Origin of the sequence: Bifidobacterium canis (assembly GCF_009727065.1) — a bacterium.
Classification (GTDB): domain Bacteria; phylum Actinomycetota; class Actinomycetes; order Actinomycetales; family Bifidobacteriaceae; genus Bifidobacterium; species Bifidobacterium canis.
The window spans coordinates 21,718-39,611 of the sequence record NZ_WNLP01000005.1; the positions used below are offsets into that span (position 1 = coordinate 21,718).

The following is a 17,894-nucleotide window of genomic DNA, read 5'->3' on the forward strand; positions in this document are numbered from 1 at the left end:
TCTGTTGTATACTAGCTAATTGTTGCCCTGGTAGCTCAGTGGATAGAGCACCGCTCTCCTAAAGCGGGTGTCGCGCGTTCGAATCGCGTCTGGGGCACTTTTTAATGCCCGAATACATGCCCGAGCAGTCCACGGAACGAGGATACGAAACAAACTCGCTGCCGCATGCGCTAGAGTCTAAGAAAACTAGAATCTCAGAAAACACCGGCGTTGAAAATACTTACGAATTATTTACTCACTGCCGGCGAACCGCGTGGAAAGGGCAGACATGACTGGCGAGGCACATTGCGGATCCGTGAGCGCACTGACGTTGGGGCTTCCCCGTTCCTGCGCGATTCCCGAGGCGAAGGGCACACTGCCCAAAGGACTGTTCGCGCGCACGCCGCTTTCCGCGAAAACTAAGCAGCATTTGGCGCATGCAATCGATTCGATTACGATGCTCGCACTGCTGCGCCCCGCGAACACCGGCGTCACACTTGGCAAGCGAGTGCCTGAAATATTGGTGATGGGTCTACGGCTTGCCGACGGCACGCATGATGTTCCCGCCGATATCGTCGAACTCATCGACGCGCAACGCAAGTCGGGCATCGTATTCGTGTGCGTGAGAACCGCGGAATTTGAAGGAACTACGCGTGAAGAATCTTGCTTCGTGATTCGCCGGCCGATGAGTGCGCGAGCCGGTCACGCGCCGACGTTCCTCCAATTCTGCAGCGACTGGATTCCCGCAGGCGAGGCGACACTGGAGATTGGCGGCACGACAACCGATGAACTATGGGATTGCCTGTGCTCGCAAGTTATTTTCGGCACCGCTGATTACATGGATCTCGACGTGCGTATTGTGCGCGCCGGCGAGATCACTGTGTTGCGCGCGCAGATCGCGAAACTCGAGGCCGCGCATCAGCGCGCGAAAACACAGGATCAGCGCAACGAGGCGCACGCCAAGCTACGCAAGGCACGCCAGCAGCTTGAATCCCTCGAGCAGATGGGCTCGAACGATTAAAGGCAACTCCGGAGTGCCAAGAATGGGTACGGGAGATCAACTACGTTTTGAGTATCCTGCTTACGAGGAGACATTATCGGGCAGATTCACGTATAACGATGTTGGTATTTCAACGTTTTCCGGCGATTGTACTTGCCGAATACACCGTTAATGTCTCCTCGTAAGCGGAATACCGCCGTACCAGCATTCGGAGCGGTCACGCGCGCAGAGAGCTCATAAAATCACCCAAGCGCGCCAAGCCGACTTCGAGATCAGCCATCGATGCGGCGTAGGAAAGTCGCACGTGCGTCGAACCAGTCGCAGGCCCGAAATCACTGCCAGGGGTCAGCGCCACGTGAGCCTCGTGCAGGGCGCGTTCGCAGAACGTCTGCGAATCCAAGCCGGTGGAGCTGATATTGAAATACGCGTAGAACGCGCCGTTCGGAGCCACTTCCAACGGCAGGCCGATGTTCGCGAGTCCAGACACCACGAACGCGCGGCGTTCCAATAATTCCTGACGGCGCTCCTCGCAGATGCGCAACGATTCGGGCGTGAAGCATGCCAACGCCGCGTATTGCGACGGCGTGTGCGCACCGAGGAAGAAGTTCGTCGCCAAATTGTCGACGGCGTTCAACGCGAACTCCGGCACGACCATCCAGCCCAAACGCCAGCCCGTCATGCCGAAGAACTTCGAGAAACTGCCGCACACGATCGCGTCCGGGTCGACGGCGAGCACCGACTGCACGCGCGAGCCGTCTTCTTCCACGTCTGCCAAATCCAAATATGTTTCGTCCACAATCCGCCACGCGCCATGCTGTTTCGCATATGCGCACACGTCCGCGAGAGTGTCGGGCAGAATCGTCGTGCCGGTCGGGTTCGACGGCGAAGTGATCATCACCGCGCGAGTGCGTTCGCTCCAATATTCTTCCACCAACTGTTTGTTCAAGTGGAAGCGTGTGGCCGCACTCGTCGGCACGTCGACGACCACGCCGCCGAAGGAGCGCACAAGTTCGCGATTCGACGGGTATGAGGGGTCGGCGAGAATCACTTCGCTCCCCTCGTCCACGCTGAGTGCGGTGGCCAGTAGCAGCGCCGCCGAGCCGCCTTCTGTGATCACGATGCGTTCCGGATCCACGTCAAGCCCATGCTCGGTGCGGTAGAACCGGCTGATCGCCTCGCGCAGTTCGCGCAAACCCAGTGACGCGGAGTATGGCAGCGGCCTGCCGTCATAGAGGTCACGCATCGCCAGGCGCACAGGTTCCGGAGCGCCGAAATCCGGTTGCCCCAGACTCAGTTTGATCACATTGACGCCCTGCGCGATCATGCGGCTCGCCTCATTGCTGATGCGCATGCCTTGGAACGGTTTGACCAGCGCCGCACGTTTCGCGAACGCCGGATGCTTGCTCACCGCTGTGGTATCTGCGCGATTGGTGTTCTGCTTGTTATCCGTCATAATTCACCACTTCCCCTACCTGCCGCTGCCATTGTTCAGCGTTTCCATCGTATGCGTTGTGTTCGATTGCTGCGACTCAATATCCAGATTCTCAACGCGCTCCCATCAATGCCAATCAGTCCGCGTGGGTGTCGAGAATCTGCGCGAGCAAATGCTCGAGTGTGCTTTCGCGCGTCTTCTTGCCGAGCTCGCACTCCCACACGTCGATCACGTGCCACCCCATGGCGCGCAGCTGCTCGTGCTGCTGGCGGTCGCGTTCGCGGTTGCGCAGTAATTTGGTTTGCCAAAACTCCACGTTCGACTTCGGCATCGAGTGATGCGAGCAGTTCTCGTGCATGTGCCAGAAGCAGCCGTTGACGAACACGATCGTGTGGTATTTCGGCAGCACGATATCGGGGTGACCGGGGTAACGCTTGTCGTTTTTGCGAAAACGCAAGCCGTGCGCGAACAAGTAGCTGCGCACCATCTTCTCAATCGACGTGTCTTTGCCCCGAATGCGCGACATTGTGTAGCTACGCGTGCCACGAGCATATTTCGCTTGCGTTTTCGTCACGCCCTCATTATCGCTCATGCGGATCGCGCGCCAGCGCGTCGCCCGCCTCCTCACATAGTGGGCAGTATTCGCTGCGCGCATACCGTTTCGCGGACGATTTCGCACGCGCGACACAATAAGATACAACAATGTGATTCAAGGGCCAGGCATAAGGAGGAAACGTGAGCAAATCCGAACGCCACACCCAACCGGTGTATTACAACGAGTTGTATGACATTGAGGATTTCATCGACTCGAGTTGCCTGAACAACGAAGATCTGCAGGCGCCAACGTTTTTATGGGACTCCTCCATCTGCGAAAGCTCCCGTCAGGATGACGCGCAGCGGTTGAGCACGCCGGTGGCTCCGGCCAATGAAGCGGAAAGCGTGATGACGCTGTCGATGCAATGGTATTTCGACTCGCTCGCCGCCGTCGTGCCCGGTGCCACGCGCACGAGCGATGGCATTGAGATGCCGATTCGCGAGATGCCGACGTTCCGCATCGATTCGCAGGCTCTCGCCGGAGTCAGCAGTGTGGTGGGCAACGCGGTGGCGAGTAATCATTGGCTCGACGCAGTGAATAATCTGGCACGCGCGCTCGAAGTAACCGCTGATTTTCTCAACAATTGTGCGGATCGCGACAACGAGGGACTCGATTTTCTCAAAGACGTGATCATGCAGGTGCAGGTCTACATGGATTCGGTGGCTCGCAACGCCGACCCAGACACCGCTGCGCAAGCATTGCGGCGCATCACCGACGTCGCCTGCAGCAAGTATTTCCATTTGAACGCGACGAAGATGGTCGAATTGCTCGCCTGCGCGTTGAGTTTCGCATATTACGATGACACGCGCGTGTTCGCATACGAGTCGCTCGACCGTGCCGTGGCATACATGCGCGCGAATATGGATGAGATCGAGCATTATGATATGCCCGCTGATCCGGATACCGCGCGGGGGCACGGCAGTGCAGCCGGCATGAGCAACGCGGACAGCGCGAACAATGAGGAACTCGATCGCATCAACGAACAGTTCGAAGAGATGATGGCTGAGGAGTTCGATTCCGACGACAATCTCGACATGCTGCTCTCCGGCACGCTGCCAGCCGATTCCGCGCTGAACCTGACACTTGATCCGGTGGAATTCAACCGGCATCTGCACCAGCTCGCCCGCGAACAGTTCGAGCAGGCCGTGCTGTTCTTGCAGCACGATCTGGCGCGCATCAGTCACGAAGACGCCGAGGCTGACGAGCTGCTGCGCGCGCATATCGATATGGAGCCGTTCGCAGACATGCTCGCGTTGCGGCTCATTAGCACGCAGCGGTTCGACGATCTGCTGGAGTTGGCGAACACGATCGAGCATGATCACCCGAACCAGCTGATGATGCTGTTTCCCGAAACGTTGGTGCCCTACCAGTGGGATTCGATCCGCGAAATCGCGTTGCAGGGACTCGACAGACGCGAGGATCTCAAGCACATGTATCGCGAACGCATAATCGAGGCATATGATCCGTCTGACACTCGTGCGCTGACCAACTTGCGCGCGTTGTGCGAGGATGATTGGGATGAGCAGGTGCGCGAGATCGTTCGCGAATACGCGGACGGCAACGACCGCTACGCGCGCAACATGATCTACGAGCAGATGATGATCGCCGAAGACTTGGTGGATGAGGCGCAACGCTACGTTCGGAACTTCCCCGAAGCCAAGGAAGACTTGGCGCTCCTCCTCTGGTAGCCCACCACTTTTTCGACCAATATATATTGGTCGAAAGGCTCGTAGAAATCAGCTAGAACGTGCGGCGTCCCACATGCTTGCCGCCCACTCCCGAACGGCCGGCGGCACCCCACGGGCCTTCGTTGTGTTCGCGCAACCAATGCAGATGGTTGCGCATGGCGACGAGCATGATATGCGAATCCTCCAAGCCGAGATGCCGTTCATGGCTGCTTGGGTTTAACGCACCCTGCCGTTTCGCGTAGGCATCCAACGTGTTGTCGCCGTATGGATGCTGCTCGCTCGCCACCGACTCCTCGTCCCAGAACCGGCTCATCGGCAACGTGTCGATTATCGTGATGTTGCCGTCGCGGTAGGCTTCCGCGTACCCAGCGACGTTCGCCATGAAATACTTGTGCTCGAATGTGGCGTTGTGGGCGACGTATGGTTGCTTGACGAGTCTCGCCAGCAATGCGCTTTGCATCACGCCCCACTCATCGAACAGCGGCTCGTTCGCGCGCTTCGATACGTCGATTCCTGTCAGTTGCAGAATAAAGGGATTGCCCAGCACAGCTGCGCGCGCAGGCACGCCGAACGAGAGGCGCGACTGGTCATAGGCTCCGTCTGCGGCATAGTCGGCTTCCGCGTAGATGTTGTTGACCTGCGCATCCTGCGGCTGCGGGGAACTCATGTTCATACGTTCGAATCCGACGTCGAGAATATAGTCTCGCCAAGCGTTCGTGCCGGTGGTCTCGATGTCGATGCCGAGCACTTCGTCCACGTCGCGCCCCGGCAAGTATGCCTCACGCCAATCATGCGAGGACTTCGAACGCGCAGGTTTCACAACTTGTTTCACATCGGGTTTCTCAGCCAGCACGGAGTCGTCGCTGAACGCCGACAAACTCGCCTGCTGCATCATCTGTGAGCCGCTCGAACGCTGGCGCATCAACTGTTTGCGCCGTTGCGAACGCTCCTGTGAGAGCTGCGCGCTGCGATCTTCAATGTCGCGCGCATGCTCGTCTTCGATGCCGTGCAGCACAACGACGGCAGTTCCGTGATCGAATCGTCGTTCCACCGTCCACAAGTGGTCTCGCACGCCGCGCTCGATCAGCAGCGCGATCTCGTCGTTCAATCTGCGATTCGCATAGGCGAGCGCGCGTGCCAAACGAAATGAGCTGATGTTCCTGTCGAAGTCGCCCATGAACACGCTTGTCATATCGGCGAGCATCGCTTCGATGCGGTCGCGTATTGCGTAGTCGCGCGCCAGCAGTTCGTGCACGTCCACGTTGTCGTGCAGCAGGTCGAGCCCCGCGCCTGCACCCACTCCCCCGGCGAGGTTCAGCGCACGCACCCAATCCCAGTCGATGGGCTTGCCATCGGCGTCATGCGCCATCACCGCAGCCCATTGCCCGGTGTCTTGCAGGCTGTCTGCCAGCCAAGTCAGCTCCGTAGTCATTCCTCCATCGTAGGTCAGCGTCTACGCAAACAGCAACGGTGCACATACTGCTGTGGATAACTTCGCGAGTATATGCACCGTTGTGGATGACTTGTGTAAATTATTGAAATCCGCGAATTATTACAGCTCGAACCCGAGCTCTTTCGCCGCCTCGGTGGGCACTGGATCTTCGCACCAGAAGTCCTCGAGATTTTCGACGGTGGTGAGCGAGCGGATCTCCGCCTTGTCGATGTAGAGTTCACCGCTCAGATGGTCGGTTTCGTGCTGGAAGATGCGCGCCGGCCACCCGTGCAGACGCTCCTCGTGCTGGTTGCCGTTCTCATCGTGCCAGTGGGCGATGATATCAAGGTAGCGTTTGCGCACCGCTTGATACCCGTCGAAACTCAGGCACCCCTCATAGAACGATGCGGTCTGCTCGCTCGCCGGCTTATAGACCGGATTGATGATCGCATGGAACGGGAATTCCGCGATTTCACGCGGATCATCGTCGCCATCGGCGTGATCTTCGACGACGGCGATCGCCAGATTCAAACCGATCTGCGGCCCCGCCAAACCGACGCCCGGCGCTTCGAGCATCGTTTTGCGCATCGTTTCGATGAGCTTGTGCAGTGTGCGCTTGCTGAGCTGCCCGTCGTAGGCCACGCATTTCGCGCGCAACACCGGTTCACCCGCTTCGACGATCGGCAGCACGCCGTCTTGCGCGGTTTTAAGGAGTCGTTCGACATCGGCGTTGAGCTCAACGTCGATGCGGCTGTTCTTTCCAAACATGAAGGGTATTCGCCTTTCCGATTACAGTGCGAGTTCGTCGGCGACGATCTTCGCAAGTCGTGCGGTCACTTCGTCAGCCTGCTCCTGTGTGGCGGCCTCCGCCATCACGCGCACGAGCGGCTCGGTGCCGGATGGGCGCAGCAGCACGCGGCCGGTGTCGCCGAGCAGCTCCTCTTCGCGGGCCACGGCGTCGAGCACCACCTTGTTGGTTTTCGCCGCCATTTTGTTGACATTCGGAACGTTGATGAGTTGCTGTGGCAACTGCGGGAAGTCGGCAGCCAGCTCCTTGAGCGTGCGGCCGGATTTGACGACCTCATTGCACAACGTGAGTGCGGTGAGCGTGCCATCGCCGGTCGTCGCGAATTCGCGGTTGATCACGTGGCCGGACTGTTCACCACCCAGGCTGTAGTCTCCACGCAGCATCTCTTCGAGCACGTAACGGTCTCCGACGTTCGTCTGCACGGTAGTGATGCCCATGTCTTTAAGCGCGAGCTTCAACCCGAGGTTGCTCATGACAGTGACGACGAGCGTATTGTGGTTGAGCTTTCCTTCACGCTTCTTCGCACGGGCGAGAATGCCCATGATCTGATCGCCGTTGACCATCGTGCCATCGGCATCAGCGGCAAGGCAACGGTCCGCGTCACCGTCGAAAGCCACACCGAGGTCGGCGTTCGACGCCTTGACCATCGCCTGCATCTGCTCAGGATGCGTGGAACCGGCGTTCTTGTTGATGTTGTAGCCATCCGGGCTCGCGTTGATGACGATCACGTCAGCGCCAGCGCGACGCAACGCTTCAGGGGCAACCACCGACGTCGCACCGTTCGCGCAGTCGGCCACCACTTTGAGTCCCTTCAACGGCTGTTCGGTGCCCTCGGGGCGATCGCAGCGACCAGATGGTCAATATACAGGTTCGTGGCGGTGGTGGTGTCGTGGCTGATGCGGCCGACGCCTGCACCGGTTGGGCGCTCCCAATCCTGACCGAGCACCGCCTCGATCTCGTCTTCCTTAGTGTCTGGCAACTTGAAGCCGCCGCGCGCGAAGAACTTGATGCCGTTGTCGGGCATCGGGTTGTGCGAAGCGGAGATCACCGCACCCATCTCGACGTTGAGCACGCTCGTCAGGAACGCCACGCCAGGAGTCGGAATGATGCCGGCGTCGATCACGTCGAAACCGCCTGCGCTCATGCCGGCTGCCAGTGCGTGCGACAGAAAATCGCCGGAAACACGCGTATCGCGACCGATAAGCGCACGGCGACGGCTCGATTCATGCCCCTCATCGTCTCCCAGAACGCGTACGGCCGCATCTCCCAGATCCAATGCAAGCTGGGCTGTCAGATCTCGATTCGCCAGACCGCGAACGCCATCGGTTCCAAACATACGTGGCATAGTACCCTCTATTCACCAATACAAGCGATAACTTTCAACTGTTTCAGTCTACGCCACAACGTGTTTCTTCGCAGAACGGATGCCGCGAAACGCACTCGCTTCGCGGCATCAGACCAGCCAATCAGCTTATTCTGCTCTCCGGCACCATCGTCTTCAGCTTGCCTGCTGGCAGGTAGTGATCTTCATAGACGCGCCGGCCCACTTCACCGGAGCCATTGACATCGGCCATCAGATAGTCGGTTTCCGGCGCCTCACCCTCTGGGTCATCCCATGTGACGTCTACGACCTTATAGCCGTTCCCCACATTCACCAGGTTCCATGCGTGCGATCTCGTACTACCACTGTCGCCAGTGGTATCGCCTATGAGCCCTACCACGTACCATGAATCGATGCCCGCTTGCTGCAGCAGCAGTTGGTACGCCTGCGCATACCCGGCGCATACCGTCTTATTGCCCATATCGGCTTTCCCATCGGCGGACAGCAGCACCAGAACACTCGAATCCACCGCCTGTCCTATATACCTGCCGGATTCCTTCGCATCGTAATCGTAATCCACCAGATTGGCGAGCGCATCGTGGTAATACTTCACTTGATCAGCCGGATTCGATGGAGCACTCTTCTGGTAACGATGCACCAGATCCATCACCCCATCACGGGTTTTCTTGAACGCATCGACGGTCTTCAGTTCGTCGACGATTGAATTATATTGCACACCTAGCAGCACTTTGCTGCCATCCACGTGAATATCCGGCGATGTCTGGGAACCGCAGAGCAGAGGATTCTGGAACACTGCCTCCCGGTATGCATCTTGAACAAGCGTGTCAGCCTCGTTGACGTTCACGTATGCCGACACGTCCATCACTCGGTGACCCACCAGCAGGTTGGCAGCTATGTATTTCACTAACTCGTTGGATCCACTGACCTTGATGCCGGGAAGTTCCTTGTCGATGTCTGGCATACTGGTAGCCACCGTGTTGTTCTTCGTCACCTCATGCCAGTCCACGTTCTTGTCAGGAGTGTATGGCGTCAGATCACTCGTCTTGGGCCATGAAGCCACCACTTGGGCGGTGGCTTGATCCACCGACTTTTGGGCATCTTCAAGGCTGCTCCATTCGGCGTGCCTGAAACCGACCACGCCGCTGAGAATGGTGCCTTTCACCGTATATGGCACCTCCCAGAACGTTATGACCTGAGTGTCAGGGTTTCCGTATGCTTGGGCTTTGCTGAAGTCTAAGACCTTGAGGCCCTGCGTCAGGCTTCCATCCGCCATGCTCACGTATTTGGTCAGGTGTTCCTTCACCGTATCGTGGCTCATTGGAGTCGTCTTGGAATATCCGCTCTCGGGAGTGAACGACGCGACCGGGATCTGCGACAGCAAACTATTGATGTTCAGATATGCCAGGGGCGCATACTCGGCTTTCTTATCTCCCGAGGCTTCCTTGACGGCACGAACGATGATGGAAACGTCTTTGACCGTATTCCTGTCGGCAACATAGTCCGCAACCATGTCTTCGGTTATGCTCTGATCTCCACCCTTGGCTCGCAGTCGATTGTTGTAGACGTTTTCTGCGTTGACCGACGAATCCACCAATATTCCGCTGCGGAACATCTTGTTTTGGTAGAACGTGCTTTCCTCGTCCGCGGAACTTTCGGCTTCGGTGAAATCGGCTTTCGTCTCCTTCGTTATACGCATGGTGGTCACATATGTGTCTCCGTCACCTTTTTCGGAAAGGTCGCGAGCCTGCAAAAACACTTGGTACGATGACGCCCCTTGAACCGGGTTCCACGACACGTGCAGGAATCCCTTGTCGTCAATTTTGGCGGATATTCCGGTGGCTGCGGGCAGCGACACATCGTCCTTGACCGTGAAATAGGTGACCTTGGGTTTGTCGAGTTTCTTGTTGTGCTTATCCACGTATTGCACGTGGTAGTAGCCGCCGCTCCCGAAGAAGCGATAAAGCTCATAATGCTCCTCGTCGGGGCGGTTTCAAGAACCGTCGTATTCCAGCGTCATATCTGGATTATGGAAATAGATCTGACTCTTCAGCGTGAGGTCATCGGTGGGTCTGCTCGCATCCGCGTATAGACCGGCGCCGCCTCTGGTGTCATCGTTATACACAGTCGGGTATTCGTTGGTCAATGCGGCATCAATGAACACACGTCCGGCTTCATGCACGTTGTCTCTGTTCGATCCCTCCGGAACCGGGAAACACGTCCACCAATCCAGATTGAACCGCGGCGCCTGCACATCATATTCGCCCGTCATCAGCACGCTCGGGTAGTGGAAGTCCCCATAAATGCCCTTGTCGTTGTCGGCTTTGCGCGCGAACCAGTACCATGCGCCGCCGCCTGCCAACACCACTGCCAGCACTGCCGCGATGATCACGACGAGCTTCTTCGGCACGCGATGCACTGCTGCTTGTACCGCCATGCCCGCCCGCGATTTCTTGCGCACACGCTTCGGCTTCACCGCACCGTTACGCGGAGTGCCGGCAGTAGCATACATGCCCATTGGCTGAGGCTGCTGCATGGAAGAAGCCGGAGACGCCGGAGGAGCCGCCCACTGACGACCATCCCAATACCCCATTGCCCCGGTTTGCGGATGCCTGTACCATCCGGCCGGAGGCAACGGCTGCGAAATCGGCTGCTGTAGTTGCGCTGATTGCTGATATATCGGTTGGGATTGCTGCGGCTGAGATTGCTGATGTGATGCCGACGGCGTATTGGGGTCATGTGGCGTAGATGGTTGCGTCATTGATGTTCCTTGCTCTGTCTCTCCTTGCGTCGCATCGTAAGATTTAGCAAATCTACAATGATACGAAGTATCTTTTCTGCGACATATAGCACAGTATTGTCTATCTTTGTTGCATAGACTTTCATTCTCGCGCATAGCGATGCAGACCGAATAATATAGACAGATATATTATTTATGTCTAATTAGGAATATCTCAATAGACCGTAATGCCAATGGAACTACTACAGAAATAACAACGGCGTGGGGGTTCGGCAATCAGCTGATTGCCGAACCCCCACGCCGTGCTTGCTCAGTGACGAAATATCAGTGTGTTACTGCGCGTCTTGCACTTCGGCGTCGAGCGCCGCGTTGAAGTCGCGCACCATGCGTGCGCGGTGCGACGATTCGACGTTCGCCTTCACCATGCGCTGCAACGCATTGTCGGCGTCCTTGTGCTCGGCGAGCCACTTGTCGCCGGCCTCGACGAGCTTGGCCGGATCCGCGTACACCGGGTAGAGGTCGCCGATAAGCGTCTCAGACATGTGGAAGGTCTTGTTCTTCCAGATCCAGTCCACAGCCTCGAAATACTGGTCGACGTACTGGTCCGCCAGTGCGCTGTCACGCGTCGACGAGAAGCCGCGAGCCACCTCTTCGAGCTGGCTGTTCGTCAGATCGTCGTTGTGCAGAGCCTGATCGAACGCCCAATCCTTCGCCTCCTTGCTGTGCAGCGAAGCGCGCGTGCCAACTGCGAACTCGCGATTCTCGGTCGTGTCGCGACGCTTGAGTTCGGCGTCGATGTCAGCCTGCTCGATCGCGTTCACCGAGGCAAGCGCGTGCATGATCGACCAGCGGAAGTTGTTGTCGAGCTCCAAGCCTTCGAACACGAGCGAGCCGCTGAGCAGTGCGCGCACATTGTCTGCGAACTCGGAGTCACCCTCAACACCGTAGGTGAGGTAGGCGCTCACCAGCTGGAACTGTTCGTCGGAGCCCGCCTTCGCCTGCTTTGCGAGCGTGAGCAGTTCGCCTGCCACGTGCTTGGCGATTTCGGTGCGGCGCGCCGGGTCGGTGTAGTGCCACACGGTGTTCGAGAGCATGGCGAGCGCGTAACGGAACGTCGTCGACTCGGTTTCGGTGGCGAGCATCTTCAGCGTCGTGTCGATGAAGTCGGTGGCGGCGAGTTCGCCGTCACGAGTCATGTCCCACAGCGACAGCCAGATCACCGCGCGGGTCAGCGCGTCGTCGAAACGATAGAGATTCGCCATCGCGAACGCCAGACTCGCGTCGTCGAAACGCAGCTTCGTGTAGGTCAAATCATCGTCGTTGGCGAGCAGCAGCGCCGGCATTGCCTTGCCTGCCGCCTCGGTGACGGCGGTGTGCTCGCCGTCCACGTCGAGTTCGATGCGGTCGGTGCGCACGATCTTGCCGGTGTTCGCATCTTCGTTGTAGAAGCCGACCGCCAAGCGGTGCGGGCGCAGCACCGGGTGCTCGTTCGGCGCGGTCTGGTCGAGCGTGAGCGAGGAGATCGTGCCGTCTTCAGCCACGTCAACCTGCGTGGTGATCGTGTTGATGCCAGCCTCTTCGAGCCACTTCTTGCTCCACGTCTTCAAGTCGCGGCCGGAGGTCTGCTCGAGTTCGGCGAGCAGATCGTCGAGCGTCGCGTTCGAGTATGCGTGGCGGTTCAGGTAGTGGTTGATGCCCTCGAAGAACTTGTCGCGACCCACGTAGGCGACGAGCTGCTTCAGCACGGAAGCGCCCTTCGCGTAGGTGATGCCGTCGAAGTTCACATAGGTGTCGTTGAGGTCGTTGATCGGCGCGACGATCGGATGCGTCGTGCTCAACTGGTCTTGAGCCAGCGCCCAGCTCTTCTCGCCGGAGCAGAACGTCGCCCAGGCGTCCTTCCAATCGGTCGCCTCGGCGGTGGCGAGCGTCGACGTGAACTCGGCGAACGACTCGTTGAGCCACAGGTCGTTCCACCACTTCATCGTCACATAGTCACCGAACCACATGTGCGCGAGCTCGTGCAGCACCGTCACCACGCGTCGTTCGGCGAGCGCGTCGGTCACCTTCGACTCGAACACATAGGAGTCGCGGATCGTGACCATGCCGATGTTCTCCATCGCGCCGGCGTTGTATTCGGGCACGTAGATCTGGTCGTACTTCGCGTACGGGTACGGCACGCCCCACGTCTTCGCGTAGAACGCGAAGCCTTTCTTCGTGATGTCGAACAGGTAGTCGACGTCTTTGGCGAACGCGTCTTTGAGTGCCTGGCGGCAGTATTGCGCCATCGGCACCGTGCGGCCGTCTTCGTTCTCGTAGGTCGTGTGCCAGCCGGCGTATGGGCCTGCGCAGATCGCGGTCAGGTAGGAGCTCATCGTCGGCGTCGTGGCGAAGTGCCACAGTTTCGTGCTTTCCGCCGGCTTATCGGCGAGCGTGCCGTCTGCGGTCAGGTCGGTGAGGTCTTCGGTCGCCTCGACCGGCATGTTCGACAGCACGGTCCACGACTGCGCGGCCTTGACGTTGAATGTGAACGTCGCCTTCAAGTCGGGCTGGTCGAACACGGCGTAGACTCGGCGCGCGTCCGGCACTTCGAACTGCGAGTAGAGATACACGTTGCCGTCGGAGGGGTCGACGCTGCGGTGCAGGCCCTCGCCGGTGGTCGAATAGCGGCACAGCGCCTTGACCGTGACCTCGTTGTGCTCCTTGAGATTGTTCAGGTCGATGCGATCGTCGTCGTAGACTTCGCTCGGGTCGACGCTTTCGCCGTTCACGGTGACTTCGAGCACGCGGTCGGCGATCAGGTCGAGGAACGAGCTTTCGCCGGCGTGCGAGTCGAAGCGGATCGTTGACGTGGAGATGAAGGTGGTCGGTCCTTGCGTCAGATCAAGATCGACGACGTATTCGATCGGTGCGTCGATGACTGCTTTGCGCTCCTGCGCTTCCACACGGGTCAGATTTGCTCCCGGCATGGCAACTCCTTCTGTCTGTTTGTATTCGTATTATTTCGCCGACTGTTCGAGATTGTTCATGTCGGCGGCGATGTCGGCTACGACCGGCACGATCATGGGCTTGCGCTTGAGTTCGCGCGACACCCAGCTGCCCAGCGTGCGACGCATGATCTGCTGGAGCTTATGCGTGTCTTTCGTGCCCGTCATCATCGCGTCGCGCAACTGCTCGACGATCTGGTGACGCACCTTCTCGAACTCGCTTTCGTCTTCGGCGACCGCGTTCAGGTAGATCTTCGGGCCGGAGATCACTTCGGCGGCGTCGGTGTCGACGACGGCGAAGCACGAGACGAAGCCTTCGGAGCCGAGAATACGACGCTTCTCGAGTTCCTCGTCGGTCAGCTCGCCGACCGAATCGCCGTCCACGTAGATGTAGCCGCATGGAACGGAACCGACGATCGCGGCCTTGCCGTGGTAGAGGTCGATCACGTCGCCGTCTTCGGCAAGCACCACGTTCTCCGGTTCGATGCCCGTCTTCACCGCGATCAAGCCGTTGGCCACCAGGTGACGGTTCTCGCCGTGGATCGGCATCGCGTTCTTCGGCTTGACGATGTTATACATGTAGAGCAGTTCGCCCTCGTTGCAGTGACCGGAGACGTGCACGGCGGCGTTGTCGCGGTTGACGACGCGCGCACCGAGCTGCACGAGCTTGTTGATCACCTTGTAGACGCCGTGCTCGTTGCCAGGGATCAGCGAGCTGGCGAGAATGACCGTGTCGAACTCGTTGATCGTGATGTCGCGGTGGTTGCCGTCTGCGATGCGGCCGAGCGCGGCCATCGGCTCGCCCTGCGAACCCGTGCACATATACACGAGCTTGTTATCGGGGTAATCCTTGGCTTCCTTGACGTCGATCACCGTGTCTTCAGGCAGGTGCAGGTAGCCCAAGTCGGCGGCGATCGCCATGTTGCGCACCATCGAACGACCGACGAACACGACCTTGCGGCCGTACTTGTGCGCGGCGTCGACCACCTGCTGCACGCGGTGCACGTGGCTGGAGAAGCTGGCGACGATGATCTTGCGCGTCGCCGTGGCGAACACCTGGTCGAGCACCGGGCCGATCGAGGTTTCCGGCTTCACGAAGCCGGGCACCTCGGCGTTCGTGGAATCCATCATCAGCAGGTCGATGCCCTGTTCGCCAAGCTTGCCGAACTCCACCAGATCGGTGATGCGGTGGTCGAGCGGCAGCTGGTCGAGCTTGATGTCGCCGGTGTCGATGAGCGAGCCGGCTGGCGTGCGTACGCACACGGCGAGCGCGTCTGGAATCGAATGGGTCACCGACACGAATTCGAGGTTGAACGGGCCGACCTTGAGCTTGTCGCGGCCTTCCACGTGCGTCATCACCGGGTCGATGTGGTGCTCCTTGCACTTGGCTTCCACGAAGCCGAGCGTGAGCTTCGAACCGATCAGTGGAATGTCGGGGCGCATCTTGAGCAGGTATGGCACGCCGCCGATGTGGTCTTCGTGGCCGTGCGTGAGCACGAGCGCGTCAACCTTGTCGAGACGGTCTTTGATGTAGTTGAAATCGGGCAAAATCAAGTCGACGCCCGGCTGCTCCTCTTCAGGGAAGAGCACGCCGCAGTCGATGAGCAGAATGTGACCGTTGTATTCGATCACGTTCATGTTGCGACCGATTTCACCGAGACCGCCCAATGGCACGATGCGCATCGAACCCTTGCGGTATTTCGGCGGAGCCACGCGAGTGGAGTCCTGGGTGTCGCTCGTGGCGAGCGGCTTGTTCACGTTGATCGATTTCTTCACGCGGCTTGACGTGCGCGTGGACCTCGTGGACTTGCCACGCGTGGCTTTCGCCGTTTTCGTTGACTTGCGTTTCGAGGCGGCCGAAGCCTTCGCGCCTTTTGCGGCGCGTTTTCGGCCTGTTGTTTTCGTTTCTTCTGTTGTTGCCATGCTACTTTCTCTTCGCATTTGTTGGTGCCGCTGCCTTTGCATGCGGCGAGGAAAATAAGAGCGGCAGGCCACCCCGTTCGGAGTCGGCCTGCCAGCGGTGTTCACGCTTATTCGGGGAGAAGCCCCGCGGCGCGCAGACCATCGCGAACAACGTCCAGTTGTTCGCTGTTCGGCCCTACGTTCGGCAAACGCATCTTCGTGCATTCCATGACGCCGCGAACCTTCATCGCGGCTTTGGCCATCACCGCTTGGAAGCCTGTGCCGTTCATCGCTTCGATCGCCGGTGCGATGCGGTTGGCGAGCGCCTGTGCTTTGGCGACGTCGCCGCAGTCGAACGCTTCGGCGAGTTCACGCATCGGCGCCGCGGCCGCATGCGCGACCACCGAGATGACTCCGACCGCGCCGATCGACAGGAACGGCAGGAACAACGCGTCGTCGCCCGAATACCAGGTCAATCCGGTTTCCATGCGCTTGCGCACAGCTCCGGCGATGTCGCCGGTGGCGTCTTTGACGGCCGTCACATGGTCGAGTTCAGCCAAGTGCACGTAGGTGTCGAGTTTGATGTGCACGCCGGTGCGTCCTGGCACGTCGTAGATAATAATCGGTTTGCTCGCCGACTCGTTCACCGCCTGATAATGGCAGAAAATGCCTTCCTGCGACGGGCGGGAATAATACGGGCACACAACCAGCACCGCGTCGGCGCCGGCCTCCTGCGTCTGCTCGACCATGCGCACGGTGTGCGCGGTGTCGTTCGAGCCGGCGCCGGAGATGATCGGCACATCTACTACTTCGCGAACGGCCTTGACGAGATCGACCTTCTCGTCCATATGCGTGGTCGGCGATTCACCCGTGGTGCCGTTGACCACAAGTCCATCAGCACCGTCGGCAACGAGTTGCTTGGCCACTTTCTGAGCCATGTCGAAATCCACATCGCCGTTTTCTTTCATCGGCGTGATCATTGCTGGCAACACGCGGCCGAATGGGGCCGGATCAAGAAGATGCATTGTACCGTCACTCATAATTGCAACGGTACTTGCTAGTTCGGACGCATATTGCGCATGTCTTGCACTGCGCCATAACTTTGCGACCAATAGTTATATTGGTCGCAAAGCGCGCGCTTTCGCAGATCAGAGCGCGAGGAAGTTGTCGAGTCCCACGGTCAGTCCGGGGTATGCGTGCGAGGCGATCTTGCGCACGGCGAGCAGCACGCCGGGCATGAAAGAAACGCGGTCGAAGCTGTCGGCGCGAATCACCAACTGTTCGCCTGCATTGCCCAGCAGCACTTCTTCGTGGGCGTTCAATCCGCGCAGACGCACGGCGTGCACGTGCACACCGTCGATCACCTGACCGCGTGAGCCACCGTCAGTCTGCGTGTTATCCGGCATCGCTTCCATGCCAGCAGCCGCGCGCGCCTCGCCGATCGCGTGCGCGGTGTGGATGGCGGTGCCGCTCGGAGCGTCCACCTTGTCGGGGTGATGCAATTCGATCACTTCGGCGGATTCGAAGTACGGGGCGGCGATACGCGCGAACACGTCGGCGAGCACCGCGGAAATCGCGAAGTTCGGCGCGATGAACACGCTCTGCTCGCGGCCGTGCGTTTCGCGAACCTCGATAAGCGCCTTGCGCACCTGGTCGAGCTTCTCATCGGTCCAGCCGGTGGTGCCCACCACCACGTTGACGCCCTGCTTGATGAGCGTCAGCACATTGTTCAGACTCACCGCGGGCACGGTGAACTCAACCACGACATCGGTGTTCTCCGGCGTGATCTGCGTCAGATCGTCGCCGGCATCCAACGCGAGCGCCAACTGCGTGTCTTCGGCGTCTTCCACAGCCTTGACCACGTGCGAGCCCATGCGTCCCTTTGCGCCGACCACCGAAACTCGAATCATATGCATCCTCCTCGAACTACTACACTCCGTCAGCTCAACCGGCTGCGCGGGAATACTATTCCGACGCCCAGTCTAGTTTCCGATC

The 17,894-nt window shown here is 59.1% G+C and carries 12 protein-coding genes, 1 tRNA gene and 1 pseudogene; 3 read left to right on the forward strand and 11 right to left on the reverse strand.

What is annotated here, in order from left to right:
• The first annotated feature begins 24 nt into the window (after positions 1 to 24).
• Both GSD1FS_RS05490 and GSD1FS_RS05495 read left to right on the forward strand, forming a co-directional pair.
• Positions 25 to 97 (forward strand) — tRNA-Arg (locus tag GSD1FS_RS05490).
• Between the two features lie 171 nt (positions 98 to 268).
• Positions 269 to 1,000: a DUF4391 domain-containing protein gene (locus tag GSD1FS_RS05495; protein WP_155588749.1), complete on the forward strand. Its 732-nt coding sequence runs from the start codon at positions 269 to 271 to the stop codon at positions 998 to 1,000.
• Positions 1,001 to 1,196: 196 nt separating this feature from the next.
• On the opposite strand, the gene GSD1FS_RS05500 is transcribed toward GSD1FS_RS05495, so the two are convergent.
• Both GSD1FS_RS05500 and GSD1FS_RS05505 read right to left on the reverse strand, forming a co-directional pair.
• Positions 1,197 to 2,432 (reverse strand): aminotransferase class I/II-fold pyridoxal phosphate-dependent enzyme, encoded by a 1,236-nt coding sequence (locus GSD1FS_RS05500; protein ID WP_155588750.1) that lies wholly within the window; start codon positions 2,430 to 2,432, stop codon positions 1,197 to 1,199.
• Between the two features lie 115 nt (positions 2,433 to 2,547).
• On the reverse strand, positions 2,548 to 3,003 hold the full coding sequence (locus tag GSD1FS_RS05505) for a very short patch repair endonuclease (protein ID WP_155588751.1): 456 nt from the start codon (positions 3,001 to 3,003) through the stop codon (positions 2,548 to 2,550).
• A gap of 143 nt (positions 3,004 to 3,146) precedes the next feature.
• On the opposite strand from GSD1FS_RS05505, the gene GSD1FS_RS05510 reads away from it, so the two are divergent.
• On the forward strand, positions 3,147 to 4,694 hold the full coding sequence (locus GSD1FS_RS05510; RefSeq protein ID WP_343030215.1) for a hypothetical protein: 1,548 nt from the start codon (positions 3,147 to 3,149) through the stop codon (positions 4,692 to 4,694).
• A 52-nt stretch (positions 4,695 to 4,746) separates the two neighbouring features.
• Here GSD1FS_RS05510 and GSD1FS_RS05515 read toward each other — a convergent pair whose 3' ends face one another.
• The 9 genes and pseudogenes from GSD1FS_RS05515 to dapB form a co-directional block, all read right to left on the reverse strand.
• On the reverse strand, positions 4,747 to 6,126 hold the full coding sequence (locus tag GSD1FS_RS05515) for a DNA polymerase III (RefSeq protein WP_155588752.1): 1,380 nt from the start codon (positions 6,124 to 6,126) through the stop codon (positions 4,747 to 4,749).
• A gap of 120 nt (positions 6,127 to 6,246) precedes the next feature.
• Positions 6,247 to 6,894 (reverse strand): peptide deformylase, encoded by a 648-nt coding sequence (locus GSD1FS_RS05520; protein WP_155588753.1) that lies wholly within the window; start codon positions 6,892 to 6,894, stop codon positions 6,247 to 6,249.
• A gap of 21 nt (positions 6,895 to 6,915) precedes the next feature.
• A pseudogene (gene glmM / locus GSD1FS_RS05525) lies at positions 6,916 to 8,279 on the reverse strand (phosphoglucosamine mutase).
• Between the two features lie 121 nt (positions 8,280 to 8,400).
• Positions 8,401 to 10,194 (reverse strand): transglutaminase domain-containing protein, encoded by a 1,794-nt coding sequence (locus GSD1FS_RS05530; protein ID WP_155588754.1) that lies wholly within the window; start codon positions 10,192 to 10,194, stop codon positions 8,401 to 8,403.
• A 72-nt stretch (positions 10,195 to 10,266) separates the two neighbouring features.
• Complete coding sequence (locus GSD1FS_RS05535; protein ID WP_155588755.1) at positions 10,267 to 11,034, reverse strand: hypothetical protein; 768 nt, start codon at positions 11,032 to 11,034, stop codon at positions 10,267 to 10,269.
• 311 nt (positions 11,035 to 11,345) lie between these two features.
• Positions 11,346 to 13,979 (reverse strand): aminopeptidase N, encoded by a 2,634-nt coding sequence (gene pepN / locus GSD1FS_RS05540; protein ID WP_155588756.1) that lies wholly within the window; start codon positions 13,977 to 13,979, stop codon positions 11,346 to 11,348.
• A 30-nt stretch (positions 13,980 to 14,009) separates the two neighbouring features.
• A complete protein-coding gene (locus GSD1FS_RS05545) occupies positions 14,010 to 15,920 on the reverse strand; it encodes a ribonuclease J (RefSeq protein ID WP_155588757.1) in 1,911 nt (636 codons plus the stop codon).
• A gap of 107 nt (positions 15,921 to 16,027) precedes the next feature.
• Positions 16,028 to 16,939, reverse strand: coding sequence for a 4-hydroxy-tetrahydrodipicolinate synthase (dapA, locus tag GSD1FS_RS05550; RefSeq protein WP_155588758.1), 912 nt, complete (start codon positions 16,937 to 16,939; stop codon positions 16,028 to 16,030).
• Between the two features lie 108 nt (positions 16,940 to 17,047).
• Positions 17,048 to 17,809 carry a 4-hydroxy-tetrahydrodipicolinate reductase gene (gene dapB, locus GSD1FS_RS05555; protein ID WP_155588759.1) on the reverse strand — a complete coding sequence of 254 codons (762 nt, stop codon included), beginning with the start codon at positions 17,807 to 17,809 and terminating at the stop codon, positions 17,048 to 17,050.
• Positions 17,810 to 17,894 lie beyond the last annotated feature (85 nt).